Origin of the sequence: Collimonas sp. (assembly GCF_035566375.1) — a bacterium.
Lineage (GTDB): Bacteria > Pseudomonadota > Gammaproteobacteria > Burkholderiales > Burkholderiaceae_D > Collimonas.
Genome location: NZ_DATMRK010000029.1, coordinates 86,615 through 111,809 on the forward strand (window position 1 = coordinate 86,615; position 25,195 = coordinate 111,809).

The 25,195-nt window shown below is 57.5% G+C and carries 22 protein-coding genes; 8 read left to right on the forward strand and 14 right to left on the reverse strand.

The window, feature by feature from the left end; genetic code table 11:
* Positions 1–238 precede the first annotated feature (238 nt).
* The 5 genes from ilvD to VNZ60_RS08505 all read left to right on the forward strand — a co-directional run bounded on the left by ilvD (position 239) and on the right by VNZ60_RS08505 (position 8,666).
* Positions 239–2,113: a dihydroxy-acid dehydratase gene (ilvD, locus tag VNZ60_RS08485; protein ID WP_325658066.1), complete on the forward strand. Its 1,875-nt coding sequence runs from the start codon at positions 239–241 to the stop codon at positions 2,111–2,113.
* 330 nt (positions 2,114–2,443) lie between these two features.
* Entirely contained in the window at positions 2,444–3,673 is a 1,230-nt protein-coding gene (locus VNZ60_RS08490; protein WP_325658068.1) for a TIGR03862 family flavoprotein, read from the forward strand.
* Between the two features lie 13 nt (positions 3,674–3,686).
* The gene (locus VNZ60_RS08495) at positions 3,687–4,568 is read left to right on the forward strand and encodes a hypothetical protein (RefSeq protein ID WP_325658071.1); all 882 of its coding nucleotides are present in this window, start codon (positions 3,687–3,689) and stop codon (positions 4,566–4,568) included.
* 436 nt (positions 4,569–5,004) lie between these two features.
* Positions 5,005–7,662, forward strand: a complete 2,658-nt coding sequence (gene mutS, locus VNZ60_RS08500; protein WP_325658345.1) for a DNA mismatch repair protein MutS — start codon at positions 5,005–5,007, stop codon at positions 7,660–7,662.
* Positions 7,663–7,730: 68 nt separating this feature from the next.
* Positions 7,731–8,666: a hypothetical protein gene (locus VNZ60_RS08505; RefSeq protein ID WP_325658073.1), complete on the forward strand. Its 936-nt coding sequence runs from the start codon at positions 7,731–7,733 to the stop codon at positions 8,664–8,666.
* 105 nt (positions 8,667–8,771) lie between these two features.
* Here the strand turns inward: VNZ60_RS08505 and VNZ60_RS08510 are convergent, their stop codons facing one another.
* Positions 8,772–9,314, reverse strand: a complete 543-nt coding sequence (locus tag VNZ60_RS08510; protein ID WP_325658075.1) for an FKBP-type peptidyl-prolyl cis-trans isomerase — start codon at positions 9,312–9,314, stop codon at positions 8,772–8,774.
* 183 nt (positions 9,315–9,497) lie between these two features.
* Here VNZ60_RS08510 and VNZ60_RS08515 point away from each other — a divergent pair, with 183 nt between their 5' ends.
* Together VNZ60_RS08515 and VNZ60_RS08520 are read left to right on the forward strand one after the other, a co-directional pair.
* Positions 9,498–10,619: a cupin domain-containing protein gene (locus tag VNZ60_RS08515; protein WP_325658077.1), complete on the forward strand. Its 1,122-nt coding sequence runs from the start codon at positions 9,498–9,500 to the stop codon at positions 10,617–10,619.
* A 593-nt stretch (positions 10,620–11,212) separates the two neighbouring features.
* A complete protein-coding gene (locus VNZ60_RS08520; protein ID WP_325658079.1) occupies positions 11,213–11,524 on the forward strand; it encodes a hypothetical protein in 312 nt (103 codons plus the stop codon).
* Positions 11,525–11,655: 131 nt separating this feature from the next.
* On the opposite strand, the gene VNZ60_RS08525 is transcribed toward VNZ60_RS08520, so the two are convergent.
* The 8 genes from VNZ60_RS08525 to htpX form a co-directional block, all read right to left on the reverse strand.
* Entirely contained in the window at positions 11,656–12,432 is a 777-nt protein-coding gene (locus tag VNZ60_RS08525) for an MBL fold metallo-hydrolase (protein WP_325658081.1), read from the reverse strand.
* A 55-nt stretch (positions 12,433–12,487) separates the two neighbouring features.
* On the reverse strand, positions 12,488–13,663 hold the full coding sequence (gene bamC / locus VNZ60_RS08530) for an outer membrane protein assembly factor BamC (protein ID WP_325658083.1): 1,176 nt from the start codon (positions 13,661–13,663) through the stop codon (positions 12,488–12,490).
* 52 nt (positions 13,664–13,715) lie between these two features.
* The gene (dapA, locus tag VNZ60_RS08535; protein WP_325658085.1) at positions 13,716–14,594 is read right to left on the reverse strand and encodes a 4-hydroxy-tetrahydrodipicolinate synthase; all 879 of its coding nucleotides are present in this window, start codon (positions 14,592–14,594) and stop codon (positions 13,716–13,718) included.
* Between the two features lie 140 nt (positions 14,595–14,734).
* Positions 14,735–15,292, reverse strand: coding sequence for a class I SAM-dependent methyltransferase (locus VNZ60_RS08540; protein ID WP_325658087.1), 558 nt, complete (start codon positions 15,290–15,292; stop codon positions 14,735–14,737).
* A gap of 103 nt (positions 15,293–15,395) precedes the next feature.
* Positions 15,396–16,598 (reverse strand): tryptophan--tRNA ligase, encoded by a 1,203-nt coding sequence (locus VNZ60_RS08545; protein ID WP_325658089.1) that lies wholly within the window; start codon positions 16,596–16,598, stop codon positions 15,396–15,398.
* Between the two features lie 11 nt (positions 16,599–16,609).
* Positions 16,610–17,284 carry a site-2 protease family protein gene (locus VNZ60_RS08550; RefSeq protein ID WP_325658347.1) on the reverse strand — a complete coding sequence of 225 codons (675 nt, stop codon included), beginning with the start codon at positions 17,282–17,284 and terminating at the stop codon, positions 16,610–16,612.
* Between the two features lie 148 nt (positions 17,285–17,432).
* Positions 17,433–18,056, reverse strand: coding sequence for an L-threonylcarbamoyladenylate synthase (locus VNZ60_RS08555; protein WP_325658091.1), 624 nt, complete (start codon positions 18,054–18,056; stop codon positions 17,433–17,435).
* Between the two features lie 68 nt (positions 18,057–18,124).
* On the reverse strand, positions 18,125–19,009 hold the full coding sequence (gene htpX, locus VNZ60_RS08560; protein WP_325658093.1) for a protease HtpX: 885 nt from the start codon (positions 19,007–19,009) through the stop codon (positions 18,125–18,127).
* A gap of 165 nt (positions 19,010–19,174) precedes the next feature.
* On the opposite strand from htpX, the gene VNZ60_RS08565 reads away from it, so the two are divergent.
* Entirely contained in the window at positions 19,175–20,314 is a 1,140-nt protein-coding gene (locus VNZ60_RS08565) for an SLC13 family permease (protein ID WP_325658095.1), read from the forward strand.
* A 17-nt stretch (positions 20,315–20,331) separates the two neighbouring features.
* Here the strand turns inward: VNZ60_RS08565 and VNZ60_RS08570 are convergent, their stop codons facing one another.
* From VNZ60_RS08570 to VNZ60_RS08590, 5 genes are read right to left on the reverse strand one after another with little or no spacing between them, the layout of a single operon-like run.
* Complete coding sequence (locus tag VNZ60_RS08570) at positions 20,332–20,646, reverse strand: cytochrome C oxidase subunit IV family protein (protein WP_325658097.1); 315 nt, start codon at positions 20,644–20,646, stop codon at positions 20,332–20,334.
* 8 nt (positions 20,647–20,654) lie between these two features.
* Complete coding sequence (locus VNZ60_RS08575) at positions 20,655–21,350, reverse strand: heme-copper oxidase subunit III family protein (RefSeq protein WP_325658099.1); 696 nt, start codon at positions 21,348–21,350, stop codon at positions 20,655–20,657.
* A gap of 30 nt (positions 21,351–21,380) precedes the next feature.
* Positions 21,381–22,049, reverse strand: a complete 669-nt coding sequence (locus VNZ60_RS08580; protein ID WP_325658101.1) for a cytochrome c oxidase subunit 3 family protein — start codon at positions 22,047–22,049, stop codon at positions 21,381–21,383.
* Entirely contained in the window at positions 22,046–23,821 is a 1,776-nt protein-coding gene (locus tag VNZ60_RS08585; RefSeq protein ID WP_325658103.1) for a cytochrome c oxidase subunit I, read from the reverse strand. Before VNZ60_RS08585 ends, VNZ60_RS08580 begins: the two co-directional genes overlap by 4 nt.
* 12 nt (positions 23,822–23,833) lie before the next feature.
* Complete coding sequence (locus tag VNZ60_RS08590) at positions 23,834–25,033, reverse strand: cytochrome c oxidase subunit II (protein ID WP_325658105.1); 1,200 nt, start codon at positions 25,031–25,033, stop codon at positions 23,834–23,836.
* Between the last annotated feature and the right edge of the window lie 162 nt (positions 25,034–25,195).

Below are 25,195 nucleotides of genomic sequence, written 5' to 3' on the forward strand. Positions count from 1 at the left end.
AATTATTGCAAGAAGACCCTTGAAATTGCGATTTATTAGAATTTTTTTCTAATATTTATAAAAATAAAAGAAGTTAAATACAAAATAATCCGCAAATCCGCATTCAGTTATCCATAAACCATCAAAGCAATATATATGCATTACATATTAATAGGCAACAAATCATATATTTGACACAGCCTTATGGGCAAGGCACTCTATCGTCAGCCTCAAGCCATCATTTCTGGAGATGTAAATCATGCCGCAATATCGTTCCCGCACCACCACCCACGGCCGCAACATGGCCGGCGCCCGCGCCCTGTGGCGCGCCACCGGCATGAAAGACGGCGATTTCGACAAGCCGATCGTTGCGGTGGTCAACTCGTTTACTCAATTCGTCCCGGGCCACGTCCATCTCAAGGACCTGGGCCAGATGGTCGCGCGCGAGATCGAAGCGGCCGGCGGCGTCGCCAAGGAATTCAATACGATTGCAGTCGATGACGGCATTGCCATGGGTCACGGCGGCATGCTGTACTCGCTGCCTTCGCGCGAACTGATCGCCGACTCGGTCGAGTACATGGTCAACGCCCACTGCGCCGACGCCATGGTGTGCATCTCCAATTGCGACAAAATCACGCCGGGCATGCTGATGGCGGCGATGCGTTTGAATATCCCGGTGGTGTTCGTTTCCGGCGGCCCGATGGAGGCCGGCAAGGTAGTTGAAAAGCTGCCAGGCGTGGCTGTCATCGATCAAAAGGTTTTCAAGATCGACCTGGTCGACGCCATGATCAAGGCCGGCGATGCTTCCGTCAGCGACGCCGATATCGCTGAAATCGAACGCTCGGCCTGCCCTACCTGCGGCTCTTGCTCCGGCATGTTCACCGCCAATTCGATGAACTGCCTGACCGAAGCACTCGGCCTGGCCTTGCCCGGCAACGGCACCATTCTCGCCACCCATGCCGATCGCAAGGAATTGTTCCTGCGCGCCGGCCGCCTGATCGTGGAGCTGGCCAAACGCCATTACGAGCAAGACGATTACTCGGTCCTGCCGCGCAACATCGCCAGCAAGGCTTCGTTTGAAAACGCCATGACCCTCGACGTCGCCATGGGCGGCTCGACCAACACCGTACTGCACTTGCTGGCCGCAGCGCAGGAAGCCGAAGTCGATTTCAAGATGGCCGACATCGACCGCATCTCGCGCCACGTGCCCTGCCTGTGCAAGGTGGCGCCGATGACCGACAAATACCATATCGAAGACGTGCACCGCGCCGGCGGCATCGTCAGCATTCTCGGTGAACTGGCGCGCGCCGGCTTGCTCGACACCAGCCGCCCGACCATCCACAGCAAGACGCTGGGCGACGCTATCGCCAATAACGACATCACGCAAACCCAGGATGCGGCGGTGCATAAGCTGTTTAGCGCAGCGCCCGGCGGCGTTCCGACCCAGGTTGCGTTTTCTCAGGAAAAGCGCTTTACCAGCCTCGACACCGATCGCAGCAACGGCTGCATCCGCGACAAAGCCCACGCTTATTCGCAAGATGGCGGCCTGGCGGTCTTGTACGGCAACCTGGCGGAAAACGGTTGCATCGTCAAAACCGCCGGCGTCGACGAAAGCATTCTCAAGTTCAGCGGCCGCGCTCGCGTATTTGAAAGCCAGGACGACGCGGTGGAAGCGATTCTCGGCGACACGGTACATGCCGGCGACGTCGTCATCATCCGCTACGAAGGACCGAAAGGCGGCCCCGGCATGCAGGAAATGCTGTACCCGACTTCGTATATCAAATCCAAAGGCCTGGGCAAGTCCTGCGCACTGTTCACCGACGGCCGTTTCTCCGGCGGCTCCTCCGGCCTGGTGATCGGCCATGCTTCGCCGGAAGCGGCCGAAGGCGGCGCCATCGGCCTGGTCGAAGAAGGCGATATCATCGAAATCGACATCCCGGAACGCCGCATGCACCTGAAAATCAGCGATGCCGAACTGGCGCAACGACGCGTCGCGATGGATGCCAAAGGCAAGGACGCCTGGAAACCGGCCAATCGCCAGCGTTATGTGTCGCAAGCATTGCAAGCCTATGCCGCGATGGCAACCTCAGCCGACCGTGGCGCAGTGCGCGACATCAGCCAGCTGAAGCGCTAAGCAATATACGCGTTTGTTTCCTAGCGTTTATTTAGCAAGAAAAATGTAACTCTGTGTAAAAGAGGCCGGCCCAAACCGGCCTCTTTTTGCTTTCATTCCCTTGCCGGTGCTCAATTTACATGCCCGGCCCGCCTCGCTTCCAGGCCATATTCATCCTCACGATATGGTAAAGTTGCAAACCGTTTCCTGCGACAGATCCTGCGCGACATAAGCACATTAGATTTCCTGGTGAATTTTATGGCAGTCCCTGCAAGTCTTCCCGCGAACACCCCCTAAACCAACTATCGGATTGGCATCTAATAACAGATGACGTCGTTGAATAATCCCGGAATGCAAAAGAAAGCAGTAACCGTCATTGGCGGCGGACCTGCCGGCCTGATGGCGGCCGAGGTGCTGGCCGCAGGCGGCTTGCAAGTCGATGTTTACGACGCCATGCCGTCGGTCGGCCGCAAATTCCTGCTGGCCGGCAAAGGCGGCATGAACCTGACCCATTCCGAACCCTACGATAGCTTCCTGTCGCGCTACGGATCACGCCGTCCGCAGATCGCGCCGTTGCTAGACCAGTTTGATCCGGACGCGCTGCGGGCCTGGGTCCATGCGCTGGGAATCGGCACCTTCATCGGCTCCTCCGGCCGCGTGTTCCCGACCGACATGAAAGCCGCGCCGCTGCTGCGCGCCTGGCTGCATCGCTTGCGCCAGGCCGGCGTGCGGTTTCATATGCGCCATCGCTGGCTCGGTTGGGACCAAGCTGGAGCACTCAATTTCGAGACCCCGCAAGAACCGCACACCGTCAGCCCCGACGCCGTCGTACTGGCGCTAGGCGGCGGCAGTTGGGCGCGCCTCGGTTCGGACGCCAAATGGGTGCCGCTGCTGGCCCAACGCGCAATTGCGATAGCGCCGCTGCTGCCATCCAATTGCGGATTCGACATTGGCTGGAGCGAATATTTCCGCCAGCGCTTTGCCGGCCACCATCTGAAATCGGTCGCCATCGCTGTTGACTCTGCCGCTGGCGACGAACCTGCATTCCGCAAGCAAGGCGAGTTTGTGATTACCGCCGACGGCGTCGAGGGCAGCCTGATTTACGCCCTGTCGGCCGGCTTGCGCAATCGTATTGCCGCCGACGGCAAGGCTGTGATCCAGCTCGACCTGCTGCCGGACTGGCCTTTGCAACGGGTGATCGACGAAGTAGCACGGCCACGCGGTGCACGCTCCTGGTCCAGCCACTTGCAAAGCCGCTTGAGCTTGAAAGGGGTGAAAACCGGCTTGCTGAGAGAACTGGTGCCGGCTGCCGATTTTGCCGACCCATTGCGCCTGGCGCACGCCATCAAGGCGTTGCCGCTGACTTTATTGGCGCCCCGCCCTATCGATGAAGCCATCAGCAGCGCCGGCGGCGTGACCTTTGAAGCGCTTGACCAGCAACTGATGCTGAAGGCCTTGCCGGGCGTCTTTTGCGCCGGCGAAATGCTGGACTGGGAAGCCCCTACCGGCGGCTATTTGCTGAGCGCCTGTTTGGCCTCCGGCCGGGCTGCCGGCAATGGCGTCTTGAACTGGCTGCGATGATATGAGCAAGCGCATGGTCAACGCAAATATAAAGCCACATAAATCGTCATGGGTCGAGCGCCAGCGGGCCAATCAGCGCCGCATCCCGAAGATCATCGGCATCCTGATTTCGGTCTCGCTGCACGTGTTTGGCATCTGGTACCTGCTGACTCAGTTGCCGATCGAGATGCCATCGCCGGCGCCCGGCAATATGGGAACAGTCAGCATCACCCTGGCGCCGGCGCCGCGCAGCGTGCCGCCGCAACCAGTCAAGACGCCGCCCAAGCCAAAAACCGCGCCGACGCCAGTCAAGCCGAGCAAGGCCACGCCAAAAATCACGCAGGCGCCAAAATCGATCACGGCAATCACGCCGACGATTGTCACGCCACAGCCGGACGCGCCCAAATACGAGCAATCGGTGCAGGAAGATTTTTCTTCGCATATCCAGGCGGCGCGCGAGAAACGCGAAGCGGCCCAGGCCCAGGAACGTGCACTGGCCGGTGAAACCAGCGCCGCCGAAGATGCGCCACAATCGCCGAACGACATCGCCCGCGCTAACATCCAGGCGCAAAGAGGCTGGATGGGTATCGATAAAGACAAATCCGGTGGCATTTTCCAGGTGCGCGACAAAACACCGTTCCGCGCCGATCTGATTTTCCGTGGCTGGAACGTCGGCTCCAGCCGCAATGCGCAGCAGAATATTCCGGTTGAGCGCGGCAGCGAAGAAAGTATCGAAGTGGCTATCGTCAATAAAATGATAGAAATGATTCGCAAAAAAACCAGCACGGATATTCCCTGGCGCTCGGAACGCCTGGGCCGTGTCATTACGCTCAGCGCCCGGTTGAAAGATACCGCCGAACTGCAACAATTCCTGATGCGGGAAATGTTTTACCAGGATAGCGCGCCACCGCGATAGAGAGCCGGCGCAGCCATCCGCCAGACCGCAAAGAAATAGCGGCTGCGCCTTGTTCCGCTTACAATATCGCCTATTCCCGAATACTTTAGGGCCTGTTAACAATTGATTTGGGAGATGCGTTCCAACCAAAACGTGTGCTGGCAAGGCGCGTGGCGTAGCTGGGGCTGGTGCCCCAGCAAGCCATGCAACGCGGTCAGCGCACGTTTTGGTTGGAACCCTCCGGGAACGGCTGCAGGCGTCGCATGCCGTTGTTGCGGCTCCATGTCGTAACATTCGGTAGCACCGCTACCTCGCGTCACCGCGCCTAGGCACGCAACGCCTGCCGCGCGTTCGCACTCCCAAATCAATTGTTAACAGGCCCTAGCAATCAAGCGCACTTCAGCGCTTGAGAAAGAACCAATTCAATGCGATCAAATCTTCAGCAACGGGCCGCCCGATGACGGTAGCGGCACAAAAAGTTTCACCCGGCATGCAGCAATATCTCGGCATCAAGGCCGACTATCCGGACACGCTCGTGTTCTATCGGATGGGGGATTTTTACGAACTGTTTTTCGACGATGCGGAAAAAGCCGCGCGCCTGCTAGGCATCACGCTGACCGCTCGCGGCACCTATAACAACGCGCCGATCAAGATGTGCGGCGTACCGTTTCACTCTGCCGATCAATACCTGGCCAAGCTGATCAAGCTCGGCGAATCGGTGGCGCTGTGCGAACAAATCGGCGATCCAGCCACCAGCAAGGGGCCGGTCGACAGAAAAGTGCTGCGCGTGATTACGCCCGGCACCTTGACCGATTCCAACCTGCTGCCGGAAAAGTCAGACCAGCCGTTGCTGGCGCTGTACGTGACTCAGCAGCGCAAGGCGGTCAAAGTCGGCCTGGCATGGCTATCGATGGCCAGCGGCGCGCTAAAGATGATGGAGTTCGCTTGCGAACCGGCCACCCTGGATACCTTGCTCAAGCAAGAGCTGGAACGGATCGCGCCGGCGGAAATCCTGGTGGCCGACATGGTCCAGGCGATGCTGGCCAACAGCGTGGTCGACAAGGCTACCACCGTGCCGGAATGGCACTTCGATATCGCCCACGGCCAGAAAGCCCTGCTCGACCAACTCGCAGTCAGCAACCTGAGCGGCTTCGGCGCAGAAAGCTTGAGCGCCGCGATCGGCGCTGCCGGCGCCTTGCTGCGCTATGCCCAGTCGACCCAGGGCAAGGGCTTGCAGCATGTACGCACCCTCACGGTCGAAACCGAAAACGAATTCATCGGCCTCGACGCCGCCACCCGGCGCAACCTGGAACTCACCGAAACCATACGCGGCCAGGATGCTTCATCCGGCGCGCCGACCCTGTTTTCGCTGCTCGACCACTGCCGCACCGCGATGGGTTCGCGCCTGCTGCGCCATTGGCTGCATCACGCCAAGCGCGACCAGAACGTCGCCCGCGGCCGCCATGCGGCGATCGGCGCCTTGATTGCAGCCGATTGCGGCAGCGCCATTTCCAGCACCCTGAGCGCGGTACCGGATATCGAACGGATCACCGCGCGCATCGCCTTGCTGTCGGCGCGGCCACGCGACCTGGCCGGTTTGCGCGACGGCTTGCTGCAGCTCGATTCGCTGCGCGCCGACATCGCCATGTGCGGCAGCGACTCGCCAGCTCCGTTATTGCAAGAATTGCAGATCGCCTTGGAAACCCCGGTCGATTGCCTGCAACTGCTGCAGAGCGCGATCGCCACCGAGCCGTCGACCATGGTGCGCGACGGCGGTGTCATCGCCACCGGCTTCGACGCCGAACTGGATGAACTGCGCGGGCTTTCGGAAAACGCCGGCCAGTTCCTGGTCGATCTGGAGACGCGTGAACGCGCCCGCACCGGGATTGCTAACCTGCGCGTCGAATATAACAAGGTGCATGGCTTTTACATCGAAGTCACGCACGGCCAGACCGACAAGGTGCCAGACGATTACCGCCGCCGTCAGACTTTGAAGAACGCCGAGCGCTACATCACGCCGGAATTGAAAGCGTTTGAAGACAAAGCCTTGTCGGCGCAAGAGCGCGCATTGATACGCGAGAAAGCGCTGTACGAACAGATCTTGCAGGACTTGGCGCCGCAGATCGGTACTTTGCAAAACATCGCCCACGCCCTGGCGCAACTCGATACGCTGGTGGCGCTGGCCGATCACGCCGCACGCCACGACTGGTGCGTGCCGCAGCTGGTGACGGAGCCGGCGATTCAGATCGCGCAGGGCCGCCATCCGGTGGTCGAAAAGCAGATTGAACGCTTCATCGCCAACGATTGCCAGCTATCGACCGAACGCAAACTGCTGCTGATCACCGGCCCCAACATGGGCGGTAAATCGACGTTCATGCGCCAGGTGGCGCTGATCACCCTGCTGGCTTACGTCGGCAGTTACGTGCCCGCCGACAGCGCTGTGCTGGGCCCGATCGACCGCATCTTTACCCGTATCGGAGCGGCCGACGACCTGGCCGGCGGCCGCTCCACCTTCATGGTGGAAATGACTGAATCGGCAGCCATCCTCAACGGCGCCAGCGAAAACTCGCTGGTGCTGATGGACGAAGTGGGCCGCGGCACCTCGACCTTCGACGGCCTGGCGCTGGCGTGGGCGATCGCCCGTCATCTGATCGACGTCACCCGCAGCTTCACCCTGTTTGCCACCCACTATTTCGAACTCACCCAATTACCGGATTTGCATCCATCGGCGGCCAATGTGCATTTGTCGGCGGTCGAGCATAAGGACAGCATCGTTTTCCTGCACGCAGTGCAAGCCGGTCCGGCATCGCAGAGTTATGGTCTGCAGGTGGCGCAACTGGCGGGCGTACCGGCGCCGGTGATCCGCGCCGCCCGCAAGCATTTGGCTTTGTTGGAATCGCAATCGGTGCAGCAGACGCCGCAATTCGACTTGTTTACGCAAGCCGCCAGCATGGATGCGGATGCAGAAAGCGGCAACGATGAAGCCCTGCCGAGTGAATTGATGATTGCCCTGGACAGCATCGATCCTGACGCATTGACGCCGCGCGAAGCCCTGGAGCAGTTATATCGCCTGAAGCACCTCAGTATTGAGCAAAAAGCCGGGCAAAAAAACTGATGGATGCGCTGGCTCGCCCTCACCCTCACCCTCGCCGCAGATTGCCGCTTCGGCTAGCGCAATCGCTGATGCTGCTTGCATTGGCGTTCGTGTTGGCGGCAAGTTGCGGTGCGGCGCTGGCGCAAACCACCGGTTTCAGTTTTGGCGTCATCGCGCATGTGTTTCGCAACCATGCGGATGAAACGGCGTTACGCAACGCAATCAGCGAAACCGACGCCGATAATCTTGCCTTCGTGGTGGCAAATGGCATCAAGGCCAGCAGCGAACCGTGTACCGACAAGTTATACGGCCAGCGCAAGGCATTGCTGAGCAGCGCAAAAAACGGCTTGATCGTATCCTTGTCCGCCAGCGATTGGGTGACATGCAGGACCGCGGCCGACCGCTCGGCAGCGATAGAGCGCCTGGGCCGGATCCGCGAGCTGTTCTTTTCTGACGAATTTTCTTTCGGCGACAGCAAGATCCCGCTGATCAGGCAATCGACCTCGCCAAAATTCCGCAGCTATGTAGAGAACGCACGCTGGGAAATCGGCAATGTGGTATTTGCCACGATCAACCTGCCTGCCGCCAACAATCACTATCTGCCAGAAGGTGGCCGCAACAGCGAATTTGAAGACAGGCAAATCGCCAACCGGGAATGGCTGCAGCGGATTTTCCTGAATGCGGCGCAAAAAAAATCCGATGCGGTAGTCCTGTTTTGCGACGGCGACCCTCTGGCCACCCAGCGCCATCGGGTTTTCGACTTTAATGTCAAGCGCGACGGCTTTTCCGAGATTCGCCAGCGCATCAATTCGTACGCCGCGCATTTTGACGGCAAGGTGCTGCTAATCCACGGACAGGGACGCCCCGGGGCCGACTCATCAAACCCGCCGGCCATCATCTGGCAACGCAATCTGGGCGATCTGGAAGTCCCCGCCGGCTGGCTCAAGGTCACTGTGGATCCGGCCAACCCCAAGTTGTTCGAACTCGGTAAAGCAGCCGATCAGCAGCCCCTTTCGCGACGCTAACCGTGGCGCGGACAGCCGTCTGAAAACAAAAAGCCGCAGAACATACAGATCTGCGGCTTTTTTTCATGCGCCGTCATGACTGCTCCGGCGCAAAACACTAGCGAGTTAGTGGATAGGATGGCTGCGGAAATGATCGTCAGCGCCATCGTCGTCCAGATCGTCGTGATGATGGCCGTGCGCACCGTGCACATGCTGATGGGCGATCTCTTCTTCCGACGCGGCACGGACTTCCGTCACGTTCAGATCGAAACGCAGAGCAATCCCGGCCAGCGGATGATTACCGTCGAGTACCACCTTGTCGTCGGCAATGTCAGTCACGGTAAAAATCAATGCTTGCTCTTCGTCATCCTCGTTGTCCGGCGTGCCTTCAAATTGCATGCCGACTTCCAGCGGCGTCGGCAAACGATTGCGGGGCTCTATCTTGACCAGATTCGAGTCGTACTCGCCAAACGCATCGTCCGGCTCAACTTGCAGTTCGGTTTGATAGCCGACTTCCTTGCCATCCAGTGCTTCTTCGATTTTCGGCAGCGTGTTTTCATAACCGCCGTGCAAATACACCATCGGCTCGCTGCTTTCTTCGATCAGATTGCCTTGGGCATCTGACAATTTGTAGCGTACAGTCACTACCGTATTTTTGGCAATCTTCATGATCATTCCTTTCATTTAACATGCGTTCGGATTATACCCGCCCGGACGGCCCAGCCTTGCCGATGCAGCAAAAAATTACGCAAGCGCCTCAATCGCGCTAGTCAGAGCGCCTTGACTGGGCGTCGAATCATCATCCCAGCCCTGATTCTAAGTCTAAGCCATGCAACCCGATATAATGTCGGGATGAAAAATTTCACACTCCTGGGCGGCCTGTCGCCCGCGCAATTTTTACGCGATTACTGGCATAAAAAACCCTTGCTGATTCGTCAGGCGATTCCCGGCTTCACTCCCCTGCTGTCGCCCGAAGCCCTGTTTGAACTGGCCCAGCGGGACGACGTCGAATCGCGCCTGGTCACCCATTTCAAGCAGCAATGGCAAGTCACCAACGGTCCGGTCAAGGATCTGCCGGGCACAGATAAAAAAGACTGGACCCTGCTGGTACAAGGCGTCAACCTGCACGACGATAGCGCCGATGCGCTGTTGCGGCAGTTCCGCTTCATTCCCGATGCACGGCTGGATGATCTGATGATCAGCTACGCCACCGATACCGGCGGCGTCGGCCCGCATTTTGATTCTTACGACGTGTTCTTGCTGCAGGCCCACGGCCAGCGGCGCTGGAAAATCGGCGCCACCCAGGATTTGACTCTGGTGCAAGGCAGCGCGCTGAAGATACTCAAGAACTTCGAGCCCGAGCAGGAATTCATTCTGGAACCCGGCGACATGCTTTACCTGCCGCCGCAATACGCCCACGACGGCACTGCCATTGGCGAATGCATGACCTATTCGATCGGCTTTCGCGCTCCGCCGTTTCAAGAACTGGGCGAAGCGTTCCTGCAATTCATGGCGGATTCCATCGACCTGCCCGGGCGCTATGCCGATCCGGATCTGCAAGCCAGCAAACATCCGGCGGAAATCAGCGCCGGCATGCTGACGCAAATCTCGGATGAACTCAACAAAGTCCGCTTCACTGAGGACGATATTGCCATTTTCGTCGGCGAGTATCTGTCTGAACCGAAGGCCAGCGTGTTTTTCGAATCACCGGCGCGGCCCCTGACATTGGCTCGCTTTACTGCCGCATTAAACAAACGCGGCGTGGCGTTATCGCGCAAAACCCAGATGCTGTATCGCGGCAAACATGTATTTATCAACGGCGAATCATTCGCCGCAGGACGTGCCGATAAAACATCATTGACACTGCTGGCAGACCACCGCCGGCTCGATAGCGAAGCCGCAGCAAAAGTCTCGACCGATGTACTGGAAGCGCTGTACACCTGGTACGAAGACGGCTGGATTACGCTCGGCTGAGCGCACCCCGGTGCTTCAGGTATGGCGACAATACCTGAAGCACGCCGCCTTCCAGAATAATGTAATAAGCAGCTAGGTTTTATAGCTGCGTTTTAAATAAGCAGACGAGATTGAAGTGGCTCGTCTAAAGCATCGAAATAGAACAAATAAGACTTTATTTTAATGCCGTCAATAATAAAAAATACCGAAACTAATATTTGGTCAGATTTGCATGAATATTATTCGCAATTGACGTTATTTAACAAACAAGCGCCAAAAACAGTAGTCCAAAGGTATTTACCACGAGCAGTCATGCGACGACGGCGAATATATTTTCAACGACAAATTGACTGGGTGCAGCTACCACCACTCGACAATACAATTGAAGCGCCTACCCGGACATACGAAATCTCTGTTGCGTTGATACAAATTCTTACCAAATAGCAAACCGTTAATGTCTTATTTAACAAATTCCGGCTATAATTCTGAGCTGGAAAGTTTTTGTTGCATCGCGATGCGCAGTCCCGGCAAAGCACTGCGAAAACATCCTGTAGAGCGATAATTACCGGTAATTATTCATCGCAAAATTTTTGATTACTACTGAAGGAACATTCATGAAAAAAACACTGTTGATCGCATCCCTGTTGGCTCTGACTCTGGCTGCTTGCGGCAAAAAAGACGAAGCTCCTGCTGCTGACGCATCTGCTGCAGCTCCAATGGCTGCTCCTGCTGCCGCTGCTGCTTCTGCTGCATCCGACGCTGCTGCTGCTGCAACTGCCGCTGGTTCCGCTGCATCCGACGCAGCTGCTGCTGCCGGTACTGCTGCTGCCGCTGCTGGTTCCGCTGCTGCTGATGCTGCTCACACAGCTGTTGACGCTGCTGCTGACGCTGCTAAAGCTGCTGCCGCACCTGCTGCTTCCAAGTAATCATTGGTTGCTTAAAAAAAGCCGACCCTTGGGTCGGCTTTTTTATTGCCCGGCATATTTCCAGACCATCGGGTAAAGATCGAGTCCGCGCCTCGCGGTAATTGATCACGCCACGTTTCACATTTCTGGCATCACATCTCTATCCAGCCAAAGCCTTCTTCCTGGCACGCTATCGTCACCTCCATTGATTCGCTATGCCGTGCGCCGCACAGCGCCGCATGCGCCAGTTCCGGCAAATTGTTGCGCGCACTCAGGTGCGCGCCGACCACCCTACGCAAGCGCGACTGATCCAGCGCCGCCAGAATTTCACGCGCCGCATCGTTCGACAGATGGCCATACTGGCCGCCAATACGGCGCTTCAATGATGCCGGATAAGCCGAATCGCTGAGCATCTGGCGATCATGATTGCACTCCAACACCAGCGCATCGCTACCGCTTAACGCTTGCACCAGATGTTCGGTAAGCTTGCCGGCGTCGGTCAGCACACCCAACTGGCGATTGCCATCCGTGGCGACGTACTGAACCGGCTCCCGCGCATCGTGCGGAACCGTGTAGGGCATTAACTGGAGATCGCCGATGGCAAAGGTATCGTCATCGCGGCAAAAACTGAGCGCAACATCAGCAGCACTGTCCTGGCGTAAGGCTTGATAAGTACCGTAGGTGAGCCACACTGGCAAGCGATGACGGCGGGCGAATTTGAAAACACCACCGATATGATCTTGATGTTCGTGAGTGACGATAATTGCAGAGAGTGCGGCGCCATCCAGGCCCAGGCGGGCCAGGCGGCGTTCGGTTTCCCGAATGCCAAAGCCGCAATCAAGCATCACGTTGGTGCTCGTGCTGCCTGATGTTGCTGAAATCAGCAATGCGTTGCCTTCGCTGCCACTACCCAGACTTGCGAATTTCAAGGGTAGTCCCGACAGGAAGGCTGGCGCATTGCGTCTTTACGACTTACCGAACAACTTACTTCAACTGCTCGTTCAGCAAAGCCAGAATCTTGTCGGAAGTTTTCGACAGTTCAGGTTTGCCATCCTTGTTTAACACAGCCACCTGGCTGCCGGCGTCAGAACCCTTGACCGAGATACGGTAGCTAGCTGCATTCTTTGCCTTGTCGCTATCCGAGCTGCTGAACAGTTTGGCAAAGAAACCCTTATCCGATTTCTTGTCCTTGGCGTCTGCATCCTGATCAACGTAGCGCACGAAGTACAGACCTTGCGTACGGTCACGATCTTCCACCGTGAAACCGACACGATCCAGCGCCAGGCCAACACGACGCCACGCGCGGTCGAAGCCCTCATCTATCTGAACATAATCGCCAGCGGCATTCTTCACCAGCTTGGAGCGTGCTTGCAACGATGGCGCGTTGGCAACGGCTGCCTTGGCTTTCACTTGGTCATTGCCCAGACGCCCCATCAAACGCGACAGGAATTCTGCTTCCAGTTGCGGATCAGGAGCGCGTGCAGTCCAGATGCTCGATTCTTTTTGCGCGCCGGACAATACTTCTTCCGCGCCGCGATGGCTGATATAGATTTCGGTTGTGCCGTTAGGACCGCGCTCCAGGCGGGTACGGAATTTGTCGCGCTCACCGGTCGAATACAGGGAGTCAAATACCTTGCCCAGCGTATTGCGTACAAAGTCCTGTGGAATCTTGGCGCGATTTTCAGCCCAGTCGGTTTCCATCACACCGGTTTCCGAATTTTCGACATTGATCAGGAAACCCGAATCCTGCCAAAAATCCTTGACCTTAGGCCACAAGCTTTCAGGACTGGCGTTGACCACCAGCCAGCGCTGCGAGCCATCGCGTTCAATGTGCATGTCAGGCGCTGCGTTAGGTGCGATTGCCGCAGCAGCCTCGGCTGGGCGAGCGCCCTGCTCAAGGTTATAGCCGGAAGCGGTTGCAGTACCTGCGTTCGATTCAGGAATCGCATAACGATTCTCGCGCTGCAACTGGGTCAGATCAGGCGGGATATCCAGTTTTGGCGCCGTCACCTTGCCTGCGCTTTTGTAGTCGATACGATCCGGTTCAAGCACTGAACTGATCGACGAGCATCCTGCCAGACCGGCGAGCGCCAGAGCGACGACAAGGCCACGTTGTGTGAAACTGATTTGAGTCGATGGAATGTTCTTGCGAATAGTCATGTGGATACAGGATCAAAAAGACGAGAGAAATGGAAACGCCTGTCAGCGCAGTTTATTTTAATACACCCGATTCACGCAGCGCCGCCCGCACCGTTGCATGAAACTCGGCAGCCAGCGGCACCAATGGCAAACGGATTCCGTCCGACATCATGCCCATCTCCGTGAGCGCCCATTTCACAGGCAAAGGATTCGGCTCAACAAATAATTTATTATGCAGCGGTAAAAGCTTGTTGTTCAGTCTGACTGCTTCGGCCACATTCCCGTTCATTGCCGCGACACATAACAAATGCATGTCGCGCGGGGCGACATTGGCGGTCACCGAAATATTGCCCTTGCCACCGCAGAACATCAACGCCATGGCGGTAGCGTCGTCGCCGGAATACACGGCAAAATCGGCAGGCGCCAGACGGATCAGATCCGAACCGCGGCCGATATTGCCGGTGGCATCCTTGACGCCGATGATCCCGGGCACCTGGGCCAGACGCAGTATAGTCTCGTTGCTCATGTCCGCCACGGTACGGCCGGGGACGTTGTACAAAATGACAGGCAAATCGACCGATTCGGCGATTTTCTTGAAATGCTGGTACATGCCCTCTTGCGTCGGCCGGTTGTAATAAGGCACAACCTGCAACGATGCGTCAGCGCCGGCTTCCTTGGCAAAACGGGTCAGCTGGATTGCTTCCGCAGTGGAGTTGCCGCCGCTGCCGGCAATGATCGGAATTCGTTTGGCCGCATGGTCGACCGCCAGCTTGATCAGGGCACAGTGCTCTTCCACCGTGACGGTCGGCGACTCGCCGGAAGTGCCGACGATAACGATGGCGTCAGTCCCTTCAGTGATATGCCAGTCAATCAGCTTTCGCAAACCTGGCAAGTCGAGGCTGCCGTCGGTATGCATGGGAGTAACGATTGCAACAATGCTGCCCTTGATCATGATCGTGAATGCGAAAAAATAAAAGACTGATTGTAGCGGATCGCCGCGGCTATGGGGTATTTCCGCTTGTAAAACAAGTTACAAATACAATTTCCACGCGGAAATTTATCGCAATCCGCCTCTGCCGCCCGCTAGATTCCTTATGCGATACGCAGGGTCGAAGCTGGGCCGGCGGCTTGTTTAATCGCGCAAATCCGCTGCACCATAGCCGGTTTCGGCCCTTCTATAAAACCATCCTCGAAGGCCAGCACATGCCAGCAACTGGCCGTATCGGCTGCCAGCAAGGCCAGCAATTCGCCGGGTTGCAGTAAAAAATCGGGGTTGGACGGCTTGCCAAATTGCTCATTGCCGGCTGCAAACGTTTCATATAGCAGGACGCCGTGCTTGGCCACGCTTTCCAATATCAGAGGGAACAATGGCCGATGCAGGTAATTGGTCGCCACCACGGCGCTAAACCGAGACGCCTGGAATAAATCCGTCAGAGCGTCCGTTGGACCATCCTCCAGGTCGATCTGGCGCGTCGTTACGCCGGCCGCCTGGATCTCTGCCAGCAACTCAGGATTGCGATCAACCGCCAGCACCGCCAGGCCTTGGCCTTGCTGCGCCAGCCATACGGCGTGGCGGCCATTGCCGCAAGCCAGATCCAATACCGTACCGGCCGGTATCAAGCCGCCGAAGCGGCGGATCCACGGGGACACCAAATTTATCGACACGCTCACCTACCGTTATCTTCTGCTATCCGTTGAGTTGACGAATTGAATGATTAAGTCAGGAACAGCTGCCCGGGCTTCAGCTATAACTTCAGCTATAACTCAGGCCCATCGCCTCGCGCACATCGCGCATCGTATCCTGCGCCAGCTTGCGCGCGTGATCGCAGCCATCCGCGACAATCGCCCGCACCAGCGAAGGATCGTCCAGATATTGCTGGGCGCGTTCGTGCATAGGCTCTTGCTCTTTAATAATGGCGTCGATTACGGGCTGCTTGCACTCGAGGCAACCGATACCTGCGCTGCGGCAGCCTTTGGTCACCCATTGCCGGGTTGCGTCGTCGGAATACACCAGATGGAATTGCCAGACCGGGCATTTATCCGGATCGCCGGGATCGGTGCGGCGCACCCGCGCCGGATCAGTCGGCATGGTCCGTACTTTCTTGGTGACCACATCCTTGTCTTCACGCAGGGCGATGGCGTTACCATAGCTCTTCGACATCTTCTGACCGTCCAGCCCCGGCAAACGCGAGGCTTCGGTCAGCAGCGCCTGCGGCTCTGACAGAATCAGCTTGCGGCTGCCCTCGAGGAACCCAAACAAGCGCTCGCGGTCGATCATCGACAGGTTCTGGGCGTCATCCAGCATAGCCTTGGCTTGCCCTAACGCGTCCTCGCTGCCTTGCTGCTGGAACTCGGTGCGTAATTCGTTGTAAAGCTTGGCGCGTTTGCTGCCCAGCTTCTTGACGGCTTCCTGGGCCTTCTCTTCAAAACCCTTTTCCTTGCCGTACAGATGATTAAAACGGCGCGCGATTTCACGCATCATTTCGATGTGCGGCACTTGATCGTCACCCACCGGCACCTGGCTGGCGCGGTAAATCAGGACGTCGGCGGCTTGCAGCAGCGGGTAACCGAGAAAACCATAGGTCGCAAGGTCGCGGTCACTCAGTTTTTCCTGCTGATCCTTGTAGGTCGGCACCCGCTCCAGCCAACCCAGCGGGGTTGCCATCGACAGCAGCAAATGCAGTTCGGCGTGCTCCGGCACCTTGGACTGGATGAACAGCGTGGCTTGCGAGGGATCGACCCCTGACGCCAGCCAGTCGATCAGCATGTCCCAGGTATTGGTTTCGATCTGGCTGGGATCGTCGTAATGCGTAGTCAACGCATGCCAATCGGCGACAAAAAACAGGCAAGGCAATTCGGATTGCAGCCTTATCCAGTTTTTCAAGGCGCCGTGATAGTGGCCAAGATGCAAAGCGCCAGTCGGGCGCATACCAGAGACAACACGGTCAGGGTACATGGGTGATTAATTTAACGGAGTAAAAAGGAAATCGGCAAGGTGATGAGTTGCAGCAAATCAAGCGCAAACGAACGGACTGGATTAACCCAGAGATACAACAGCGACACACCACCAATTTTAATAAAAAGCAGTGCCAGCACAATAAAAAACCCATATGGCTCGATTTTCGCAAACTGATATGCATATTTATGCGGCAGCAAACTGGTCAGGATGCGGCCCCCATCTAATGGAGGAATTGGGAACAGATTGAAGGCAAACAATGCCAAATTAACCAGAACGCCGGCTTTAGCCATCAAGGCAAGAAATTCTTCGGGGCCGGAAAACTGAAACGACAATTGGTATAGCACAAGCCATAGCAACGCCATAAAGAGATTCGCCGCCGGCCCAGCCAGCGCGACCCAGGCCATGTCGCGCTTGGGCTTGCGCAACTGGCCGAAATTGATAGGCACCGGCTTGGCGTAACCGAACAGAAAGGCGCCGCCGGTAGAAAAATACAGCAATATCGGAATCAGGACCGTCCCGAAGGGATCGATATGCTTGATCGGGTTGAGGCTCATGCGGCCTTGCATGTAGGCCGTGGAATCGCCGAAATACTTGGCGGCGTAGGCATGCGCAGCCTCATGCAGCGTAATGGCAAACAATACGGGCAAGGCGTATACAGCGACGGTTTGGATAAGATCGTTCATGGGCGGGATTCTATCAGAGGGGCGCACGGCCACGACGCAGCAGGCGACAAAAGGTCTGTGAGCGGCTTGTGTCGAACGGCGAGAAAATTACAAAAAGACAATAATGGCGCAGCATAGGCTAGCGACAACCGCGCCCTCATCTCGATCATCACAAACCAAACAGACCGGCGTCGCCGCGCCCTTGACGTATCAGCTCCGGTTCATCGCTGGTCAAGTCGATCACCGTGGTCGGCTCCAGGCTGCAGGCGCCGCCATCGATCACCAGCTCGATTTGCTTTTGCAGTTGATCGCGCACTTCTTCCGGATCGGTCAAGGCCTGGGCCTCACCCGGCAAAATCAATGTGGTGCCGATCAATGGCTGCCCCAGCTCTTCCAGTACGGCGTTCACAATTCCGTGCTGCGGCACGCGCAGGCCGATAGTCTTGCGCGCCGGATGGCTCAGGCGGCGCGGCACTTCCTTGGTGGCCTCCAGAATAAAGGTGAAAGCACCCGGCGTTGCGCTTTTCAGCAGGCGAAACTGGCGATTATCGACTTTGGCGTACAGCGAAATTTCACTCAAATCGCGGCATAGCATGGTCAGATGGTGTTTGTCGTCGACACCACGAATACGCCTGACGCGCTCTACCGCATCCTTGTTATCGAGCTGGCAAACCAACGCATAACAGCAGTCGGTGGGCAGCGCGACGATGCCGCCGGCCTGGATGATTTGCACCGCCTGCTTGATCAGACGCAGTTGCGGATTGTCTGGATGAATTTGGAAAAACTGGCTCATGGCTCGCTATTTTGAAAATGAAAAGCGGCGCTAGCCCTAAGACTAGCGCCGCCTTGCGTATAAAGAAATTACAAGGCAGTGACTTGCGGATTACGCAAAGCTGCTATGCGTTGTTCTATCGGCGGATGGCTGGAAAACAGCGCCATGAAACCCGGCTTGTCATTGATGCCCAGTGCCGCCATCGACTCCGGCAATGTCGCTGGCTCAATCCCGCCCAGCCTTGCCAGCGCCCTTTGCATCGGCAATGCACTGCCCAGCAATTTGGCCGAGCCGGCATCGGCGCGGAATTCGCGATGCCGCGAGAACCAGGCAACAATCAGCGACGCCCCTATCCCCAGCACAATCTGCGACACCAGCACAGTCGCCATATAACCGATGCCAGGACCGCTATTATTATCACGCGACAAAGCGCGATCGACAGCATAACCGATGACACGCGACAGGAACACCACAAAAGTGTTCACCACGCCCTGGATCAGGGTCATGGTCACCATGTCGCCGTTGGCGACGTGAGCGATCTCGTGGCCCAATACGGCCTCGACTTCTTCCTTGGTCATGCTTTCCAGCAGGCCGGTGGAAACCGCCACCAGCGCCGCGTTCTTGAAAGCACCGGTGGCAAATGCATTCGGATCGCCCTGATACACTGCCACCTCCGGCATGCCGATGCCGGCGCGTTGCGCCAGTTTGCTTACCGTATCCATCAGCCACAACTCGGTCGAATTGGATGGCGCAGTAATGACACGCGCACCGGTCGACCACTTTGCCATTTGCTTGCTGATCAGCAGAGAGAAAATCGAACCGGTGAAGCCGACCACCAGCGAAAACACCATCAGCATCGGCAGGTTAAGGCCGGCGCGCGTCAGGAAACGGTCCACGCCCAGCAGCGACAGAACGATGCTCATCACAACCATCACCGCAATATTGGTAGCGAGGAACAGGAAAATACGTTTCATGTAAAAAACTCCAGAATGGGAAAGAAGTGCCTTTAAAATAAGGTCACCGACGCAAATTTCAAGGCAGGATGAACAATTATGCCAGACTGCCTGCTTCGCAAAACATCGCATTTGCATAAAATTTGCACAACAAAATCAATTCGCTCGTCGATATAAAAAACATTCATGCTTGTTGCCACCGAGTCAATCCATCCGCCATCCCCCATCGAGCAAATCTGCCGGCCGTTTCTACGCGATCGCCTGATGCACCTGTTGCTGCTCGTCGCCATCCTGCTCTCTACCCTGTCGCCGCAACCGTTGGCGGAATATCGGCACTGGGTCGACTGGAATACCATCGCGACCCTGGCCGGCATGCTGTTGCTGACCAAGGGCATCGAAGTCAGCGGCTACCTGGAACATCTGGGACGCCGCATCATCAATCGACTGCAGCAGGAACGCGTGCTGGCCATCTTTCTGGTGTCGGCCTCGGCGCTGCTATCTACCCTGCTGACCAACGACATCGCGTTGTTCGTCATGGTTCCGCTGACGGTCGGCCTGGGCAGTATCAGCGGCTTGCCGATCGGCCGCCTGGTGATCTTTGAAGCATTGGCGGTGAATGCCGGCTCGCTGCTGACGCCGATCGGCAACCCGCAAAACATCCTGCTGTGGCAGCGTTCGCACCTGTCCTTTACCGAATTCACCTGGCAGATGGCGCCGCTGGCGTTGGCGATTTTTTTGCTGCTGCTACTGGCGACTTGGTTCTGCTTCCCCAAACAAACCATACACGTTGAGCTGGAGGACGATCCGGCCGCCTATCGGGTCGGGCTGCTGAGGACATGCGGGCTGCTCTATCTGGCGTTCCTGGCGATGGTGGAACTAGGCCATCCGGGCTGGGGTTTGCTGGGAGTGGCGGCTGCCGCGCTGCTGTTTTGCCGGGAGATCGTGGCCAAAGTCGATTGGAGCCTGATCCTGGTCTTCATCCTGATGTTCATCGACATCCGCTTGCTGACGCAGCTGCATATGGTCCAGGAGTGGGTGGCAGCGATTCCGCATTTTTCCCGGTTTGAACTGTTTATGAGCGCCCTGCTCGGCTCGCAAATCGTCAGCAATGTTCCAGCCGCTATCCTGCTGGTGAATTACTCCACCGCCTACAAGGTGATCGCATACGGCGTCAACGCCGCCGGCTTCGGCCTGGCGATCGGCTCGCTGGCCAACATCATCGCGCTGCGCATGGCTCCTGAGCGCCATCTGTGGCTGCGCTTCCACCTGTACTCTTTCCCCTTCCTGGTTCTATCTGCCTTGATGGCCTGGAGTATTCTGGCATGAAGCAGTCTGGCCTGAATCTAGCGGAAAAACAAAAGTCTGGTCAAGAAGGTGTAATCGGCTTCGGTCGCCATCATGCCGACCAGCACCAGCAGGCACATCGGCGGCAGCAAGATCGCAATAACCAGCGCCAGCCGCTCCCAGGCCATGTGCATGAAGAAGGCGACGATCAGCCCCGCCTTCATCAGCATCAAGACCAGGATCAGGGTCCAGCGCAGGTAGCTATGAAAATTGAAGTAGTCGACCAGATAGGAAAACGTGCTGAGTACAAATAGCAGGCCCCATATCTTCAGATACAGGCTGATCGGATGTTGTTGTCCTGTGGCGGAAGTCATGAGCGCACCTACCAAAGATAGAACAAGGCAAAAATGAAGACCCAGACCAGATCGACAAAGTGCCAGTACAAACCGGCGATTTCGACGATCTGGTAGTTGCCGCCTGCCTTGGTGCCTTCGTCATAACGGCCGCGCAGCAAGCGCACGGCCACCGTAATCAGGTAAATCACACCGGCCGTCACATGCAAACCGTGGAAACCGGTGATCATGAAAAAGGTTGAGCCGAATTGCGCTGCACCCATCGGATTGCCCCAGGGGCGCACTCCCTCCTGCACGATCAGCTTAGTCCATTCGAACATCTGCATGCTGACGAAACATGCGCCGAAGCCGGCTGTGACAAACATCAATATGGCCGCCCTTACCCGCTCGCGGCGATAGGCAAAATTGACCGCCATCGCCATCGTGCCGCTGCTGCTGATGAGGACGAAGGTCATGATGGCGATCAATAACAACGGCACCTCGGCGCCGCCGATCTTCAGGCTGAACACCAGGCTCGGATTGGGCCACGGAACGGTGCTGGAGATACGCACCGTCATGTAGCCGGTCAGGAAGCAACTAAAGATGAAGGTATCTGACAGCAGGAAGATCCACATCATCGCCTTGCCCCAGGACACCTGGAACGCCTGCCGGTCCGAGGACCAGTCCGCCACCAGTTGCCGCCAGCGATTGGGGGCGACGGCGGCGGGCGAAGTCACTGTGCTCATACATCCTCCTTTGCGACGATTTACCTGCGTTCAACGCGTACCGCAAACCAAACGCACCAGTTCCGGCGTCAGCCAGCCCAGCGCCGCAAACAACAACAGCCAGAGCGCCAGCAGGAAATGCCAGTAGCGCGCGCACAAACGGATGCGCCAGGCCAGGCGGCTGGCATCCTGGCGCCAGGCGCCGGCTGCGGTGATACCCCAGCCGACCAGTCCGCCCGCCACGTGCAGGCCGTGCATGGCCGTCAGCAGGTAAAAGAAACTGCCGGCCGGATTGCCGCGGGCGGTTACATGGATCGCTTGCAAGGCTTGCCATCCCCACAATTGCACGCACAGGAAAGCGATGCTGCAAACACCGGCAGCGCTCAGCAGAGTGCGGGCACGTTGCAGATAGAGGGTGCCGGCCGCGGTGGCGGCGAGCTGCAACAGCACGCTGGCGAGCACCAGTAACGCGCTGCTCAGCCAGAGCTGCCACGGCATCGCCAGCGGCGACCAGTCGCGGGCGTCCATCCGCATCGAATAGGCAGCGAGGAAAAGCGAGAATAGCGATGTTGCGACACCGATGAATACCCATAAGGCGACGCTGACAGCGGCATCGTGCTGATCTGAAGGCGTGCCTTCGGCGCCATACCCGTACCGCACATAACCGGCGGCAGGCGGTTTCAAAATGGCGGCCTGGCTGGCGCTCTGATGCAGGCTCATGCGTATGTCTCCTTTGCCACGCGCGACTCGGCGTCGCCGGCCACCGGCGGCACGTTCTGCGCAATGAAATCCTCTGGCGCACCCGGCACGCTGTAGGTATAAGCGCCGCGATAAACCACCGGCAGCAGCTCGCCCCAATTACCGTGGGCGGGCGGGGTTGCCGGTGTCTGCCATTCCAGCGAGGCAGCGCGCCACGGATTCGGCAGCGCCGGTTTGCCGCGGAAAACGCTCCAGATCAGATTAAAGATGAACAATAGTTGCGCCGTCGCCACGATTAACGCCACCACGCTGATGAAGGCGTTCAGCGATTGCGCCGAATCCGGGATGAATTTATAGCCGTCGAAGGCGTAATAGCGGCGCGGCATGCCGAGAATGCCGAGATAGTGCATGGGAAAAAATATGGCATAAGTGCCGAGGAAGGTGGCCCAGAAATGAATTTTTCCCAGCCCTTCGTTAAGCATGCGGCCGCTTACCTTCGGATACCAGTGATAGATGCCGCCAAACACCACCAGCAACGGCGCTACCCCCATCACCATGTGAAAATGCGCCACCACGAAATAGGTATTGGACAAAGGAATATCGACGCTGACATTGCCCAGAAACAGTCCGGTCAGGCCGCCGATCAGAAAGGTGCTGACGAACGCCAGCGCGAACAGCATCGGCACCGACAAATGAATATCGCCATTCCACAATGTCAGTACCCAGTTATAGACCTTGACCGCGGTAGGCACGGCAATCACCAAGGTGGTGGTAGCGAAGAAGAAACCGAAATACGGATTCATGCCGCTGACGAACATATGATGCGCCCACACCACCACGCTCAACACCCCTATCGCCACGATCGCCCAGACCATGGTGCGATAGCCGAAGATGCTTTTACGCGCATGCACGCTGATCAGATCCGACACAATGCCGAACGCCGGCAAAGCCACGATGTACACCTCCGGATGGCCGAAAAACCAGAACAAGTGCTGGAACAGCAAGGGACTGCCGCCCTTGTAGCCAGTGATCTGCCCCATCGACACCAGCGCCGGCATGAAGAAGCTGGTGCCTAGCGTGCGATCCAGCAGCATCATGACGCCGCTCACGAACAGCGCAGGAAAGGCCATCAGCGCCAGGATGGTCGCAACGAAAATCCCCCACACGGTGAGCGGCATGCGCAGCAAGGTCATACCCTCGGTACGGGCTTGCAGCACAGTAGTGACGTAATTCAAACCGCCCATGGTGGCGGCGACGATAAAAATCAGCAGCGACACCAGCATCAGGATGATGCCCCACTCATAACCCGGCGTGCCCGGCAGGATCGCCTGCGGCGGGTATAAAGTCCAGCCGGCCCCGGTGGGCCCGCCCGGCACGAAAAAACTTGCCATCAGGACGATTACCGAGACCAGGTAAACCCAGAAACTCAACATGTTCAGATAGGGGAAAACCATGTCGCGCGCACCTACCATGAGCGGAATCAGATAGTTGCCGAAGCCGCCGAGGAACAGCGCAGTGAGCAGATAGATCACCATGATCATGCCGTGCATGGTCATGAACTGGTAATAATGCGGCGCATCGATAAAGGCGAATTTCCCAGGGAAACCCAGTTGCAGACGCATCAGATTCGACAGCCCTACCCCCACCAGCCCGGCCAGGATGGCGACGCTGGCATACTGGACCGCAATCACTTTGTGATCCTGGCTCCAGACGTATTTCAGAAAGAAGCTTTGCGGTGCGTGGTCTTGGTGATCGTGCTGTGCACTATAAACGCTGTCGTCGGTGTGGGCCATAGCTTTCCTCGATTAGCGGGACGGTGTGGATTGTTGCGCCTGTTGACTTGCCGCCGGCGCACCCTTCGATTTGACGCCATACGATTTAATATATGCCACCAACGCCTCCAGTTCCGCATCGCTCATCTCGATCTTCGGCATCATCGGCGCAAAACCCTTGACCACCAGCGCCTGCGGATTGCGGATGAAATTCTTCAGATACGCTTCATCCACCAGTGCGGTACTACCGTTTTCCATGGTTTCGGTTTTACCGAACAAACCCTTCCAGGTCGGACCGACGCGCGGGCTGCCGTCCACCGTATGACAGGCGACACAGGCTTTAGCCTCAGCCAGCGCCTTGCCCTGCGCCACCAGGGCGTCGCCGGCAATTGCCGTAGCAGCGCCGCCAAGCGCCGCAGGATTGGCGGCTACCGGTGTCGGCGGCGCCATGGTCTGGGCAAACGTCGGCTGCGCCTTCAGCCACTTTTGAAAACTGGCGGCGTCTTCCACCACCACATAACCGCGCATGCCAGAATGACCGACGCCGCACAGTTGCGCACACAAGACTTCATAGCGGCCGAGCTTGTTCGGCGTGAACCAGAACGAAGTCACCATGCCAGGCACCATATTCATGCGGGCGCGAAACGGCGGCACATAGAAATCATGCAGCACATCCTGCGCACGCAACAGCATCCGTACCGGCTGGTTGATCTGCAGATGGAGTTCGTTGTTATTGATCAAGACATTGTCTTGCCCTGCCGGATCGGCAGGATCCAGTCCGAACGGATTGGCGGCGCTGATCAGATCGACGCTGGAGCGACCCAGCTTGCCGCCGGCGCCCGGATAGCGAAAACGCCATTGCCATTGCTGGCCGACCACTTCCACATCCAGCGCATTCGCCGGCACCGTGACATAGGCCGCATACACAAACAGGCCCGGCGCCAGCAAGCCCATGATGGCGACGCTGGTCGCAATGATCAGCCAGTGTTCAAGCTTCTTGTTGTCGGGCTGATAGGCTGCACGCCGTCCCTCGCGATGACGAAAACGCAGCAAGGTGTAGACAATGAAGAGATTGATGGTAACGAAGAAGATGCCAGTGACGACCAGCGTAATAGTCAGCGTATCGTCCATTTGCCGCCAGTTGGACGCCAGCGGCGTTGCCCACCACGGGCTGACAAAATGAAACAGCAGCGAAGCGGCAACGATCAACACTAGCGCAACAGCCATGGCCATAGCTAGCCTCTCCCCTGCAAGCTGTGCCCGCAGCAGTGATTGAGATGCGATGAAATCCAGAACTTGTTTCAAACGGCAGCGCATCGATGACGCCAGCCATCCCGCATGGCATGTCGGCGGATCAAGGGCGCAGCCTTGATCCGCCGCCAGCTATTGCTAGTT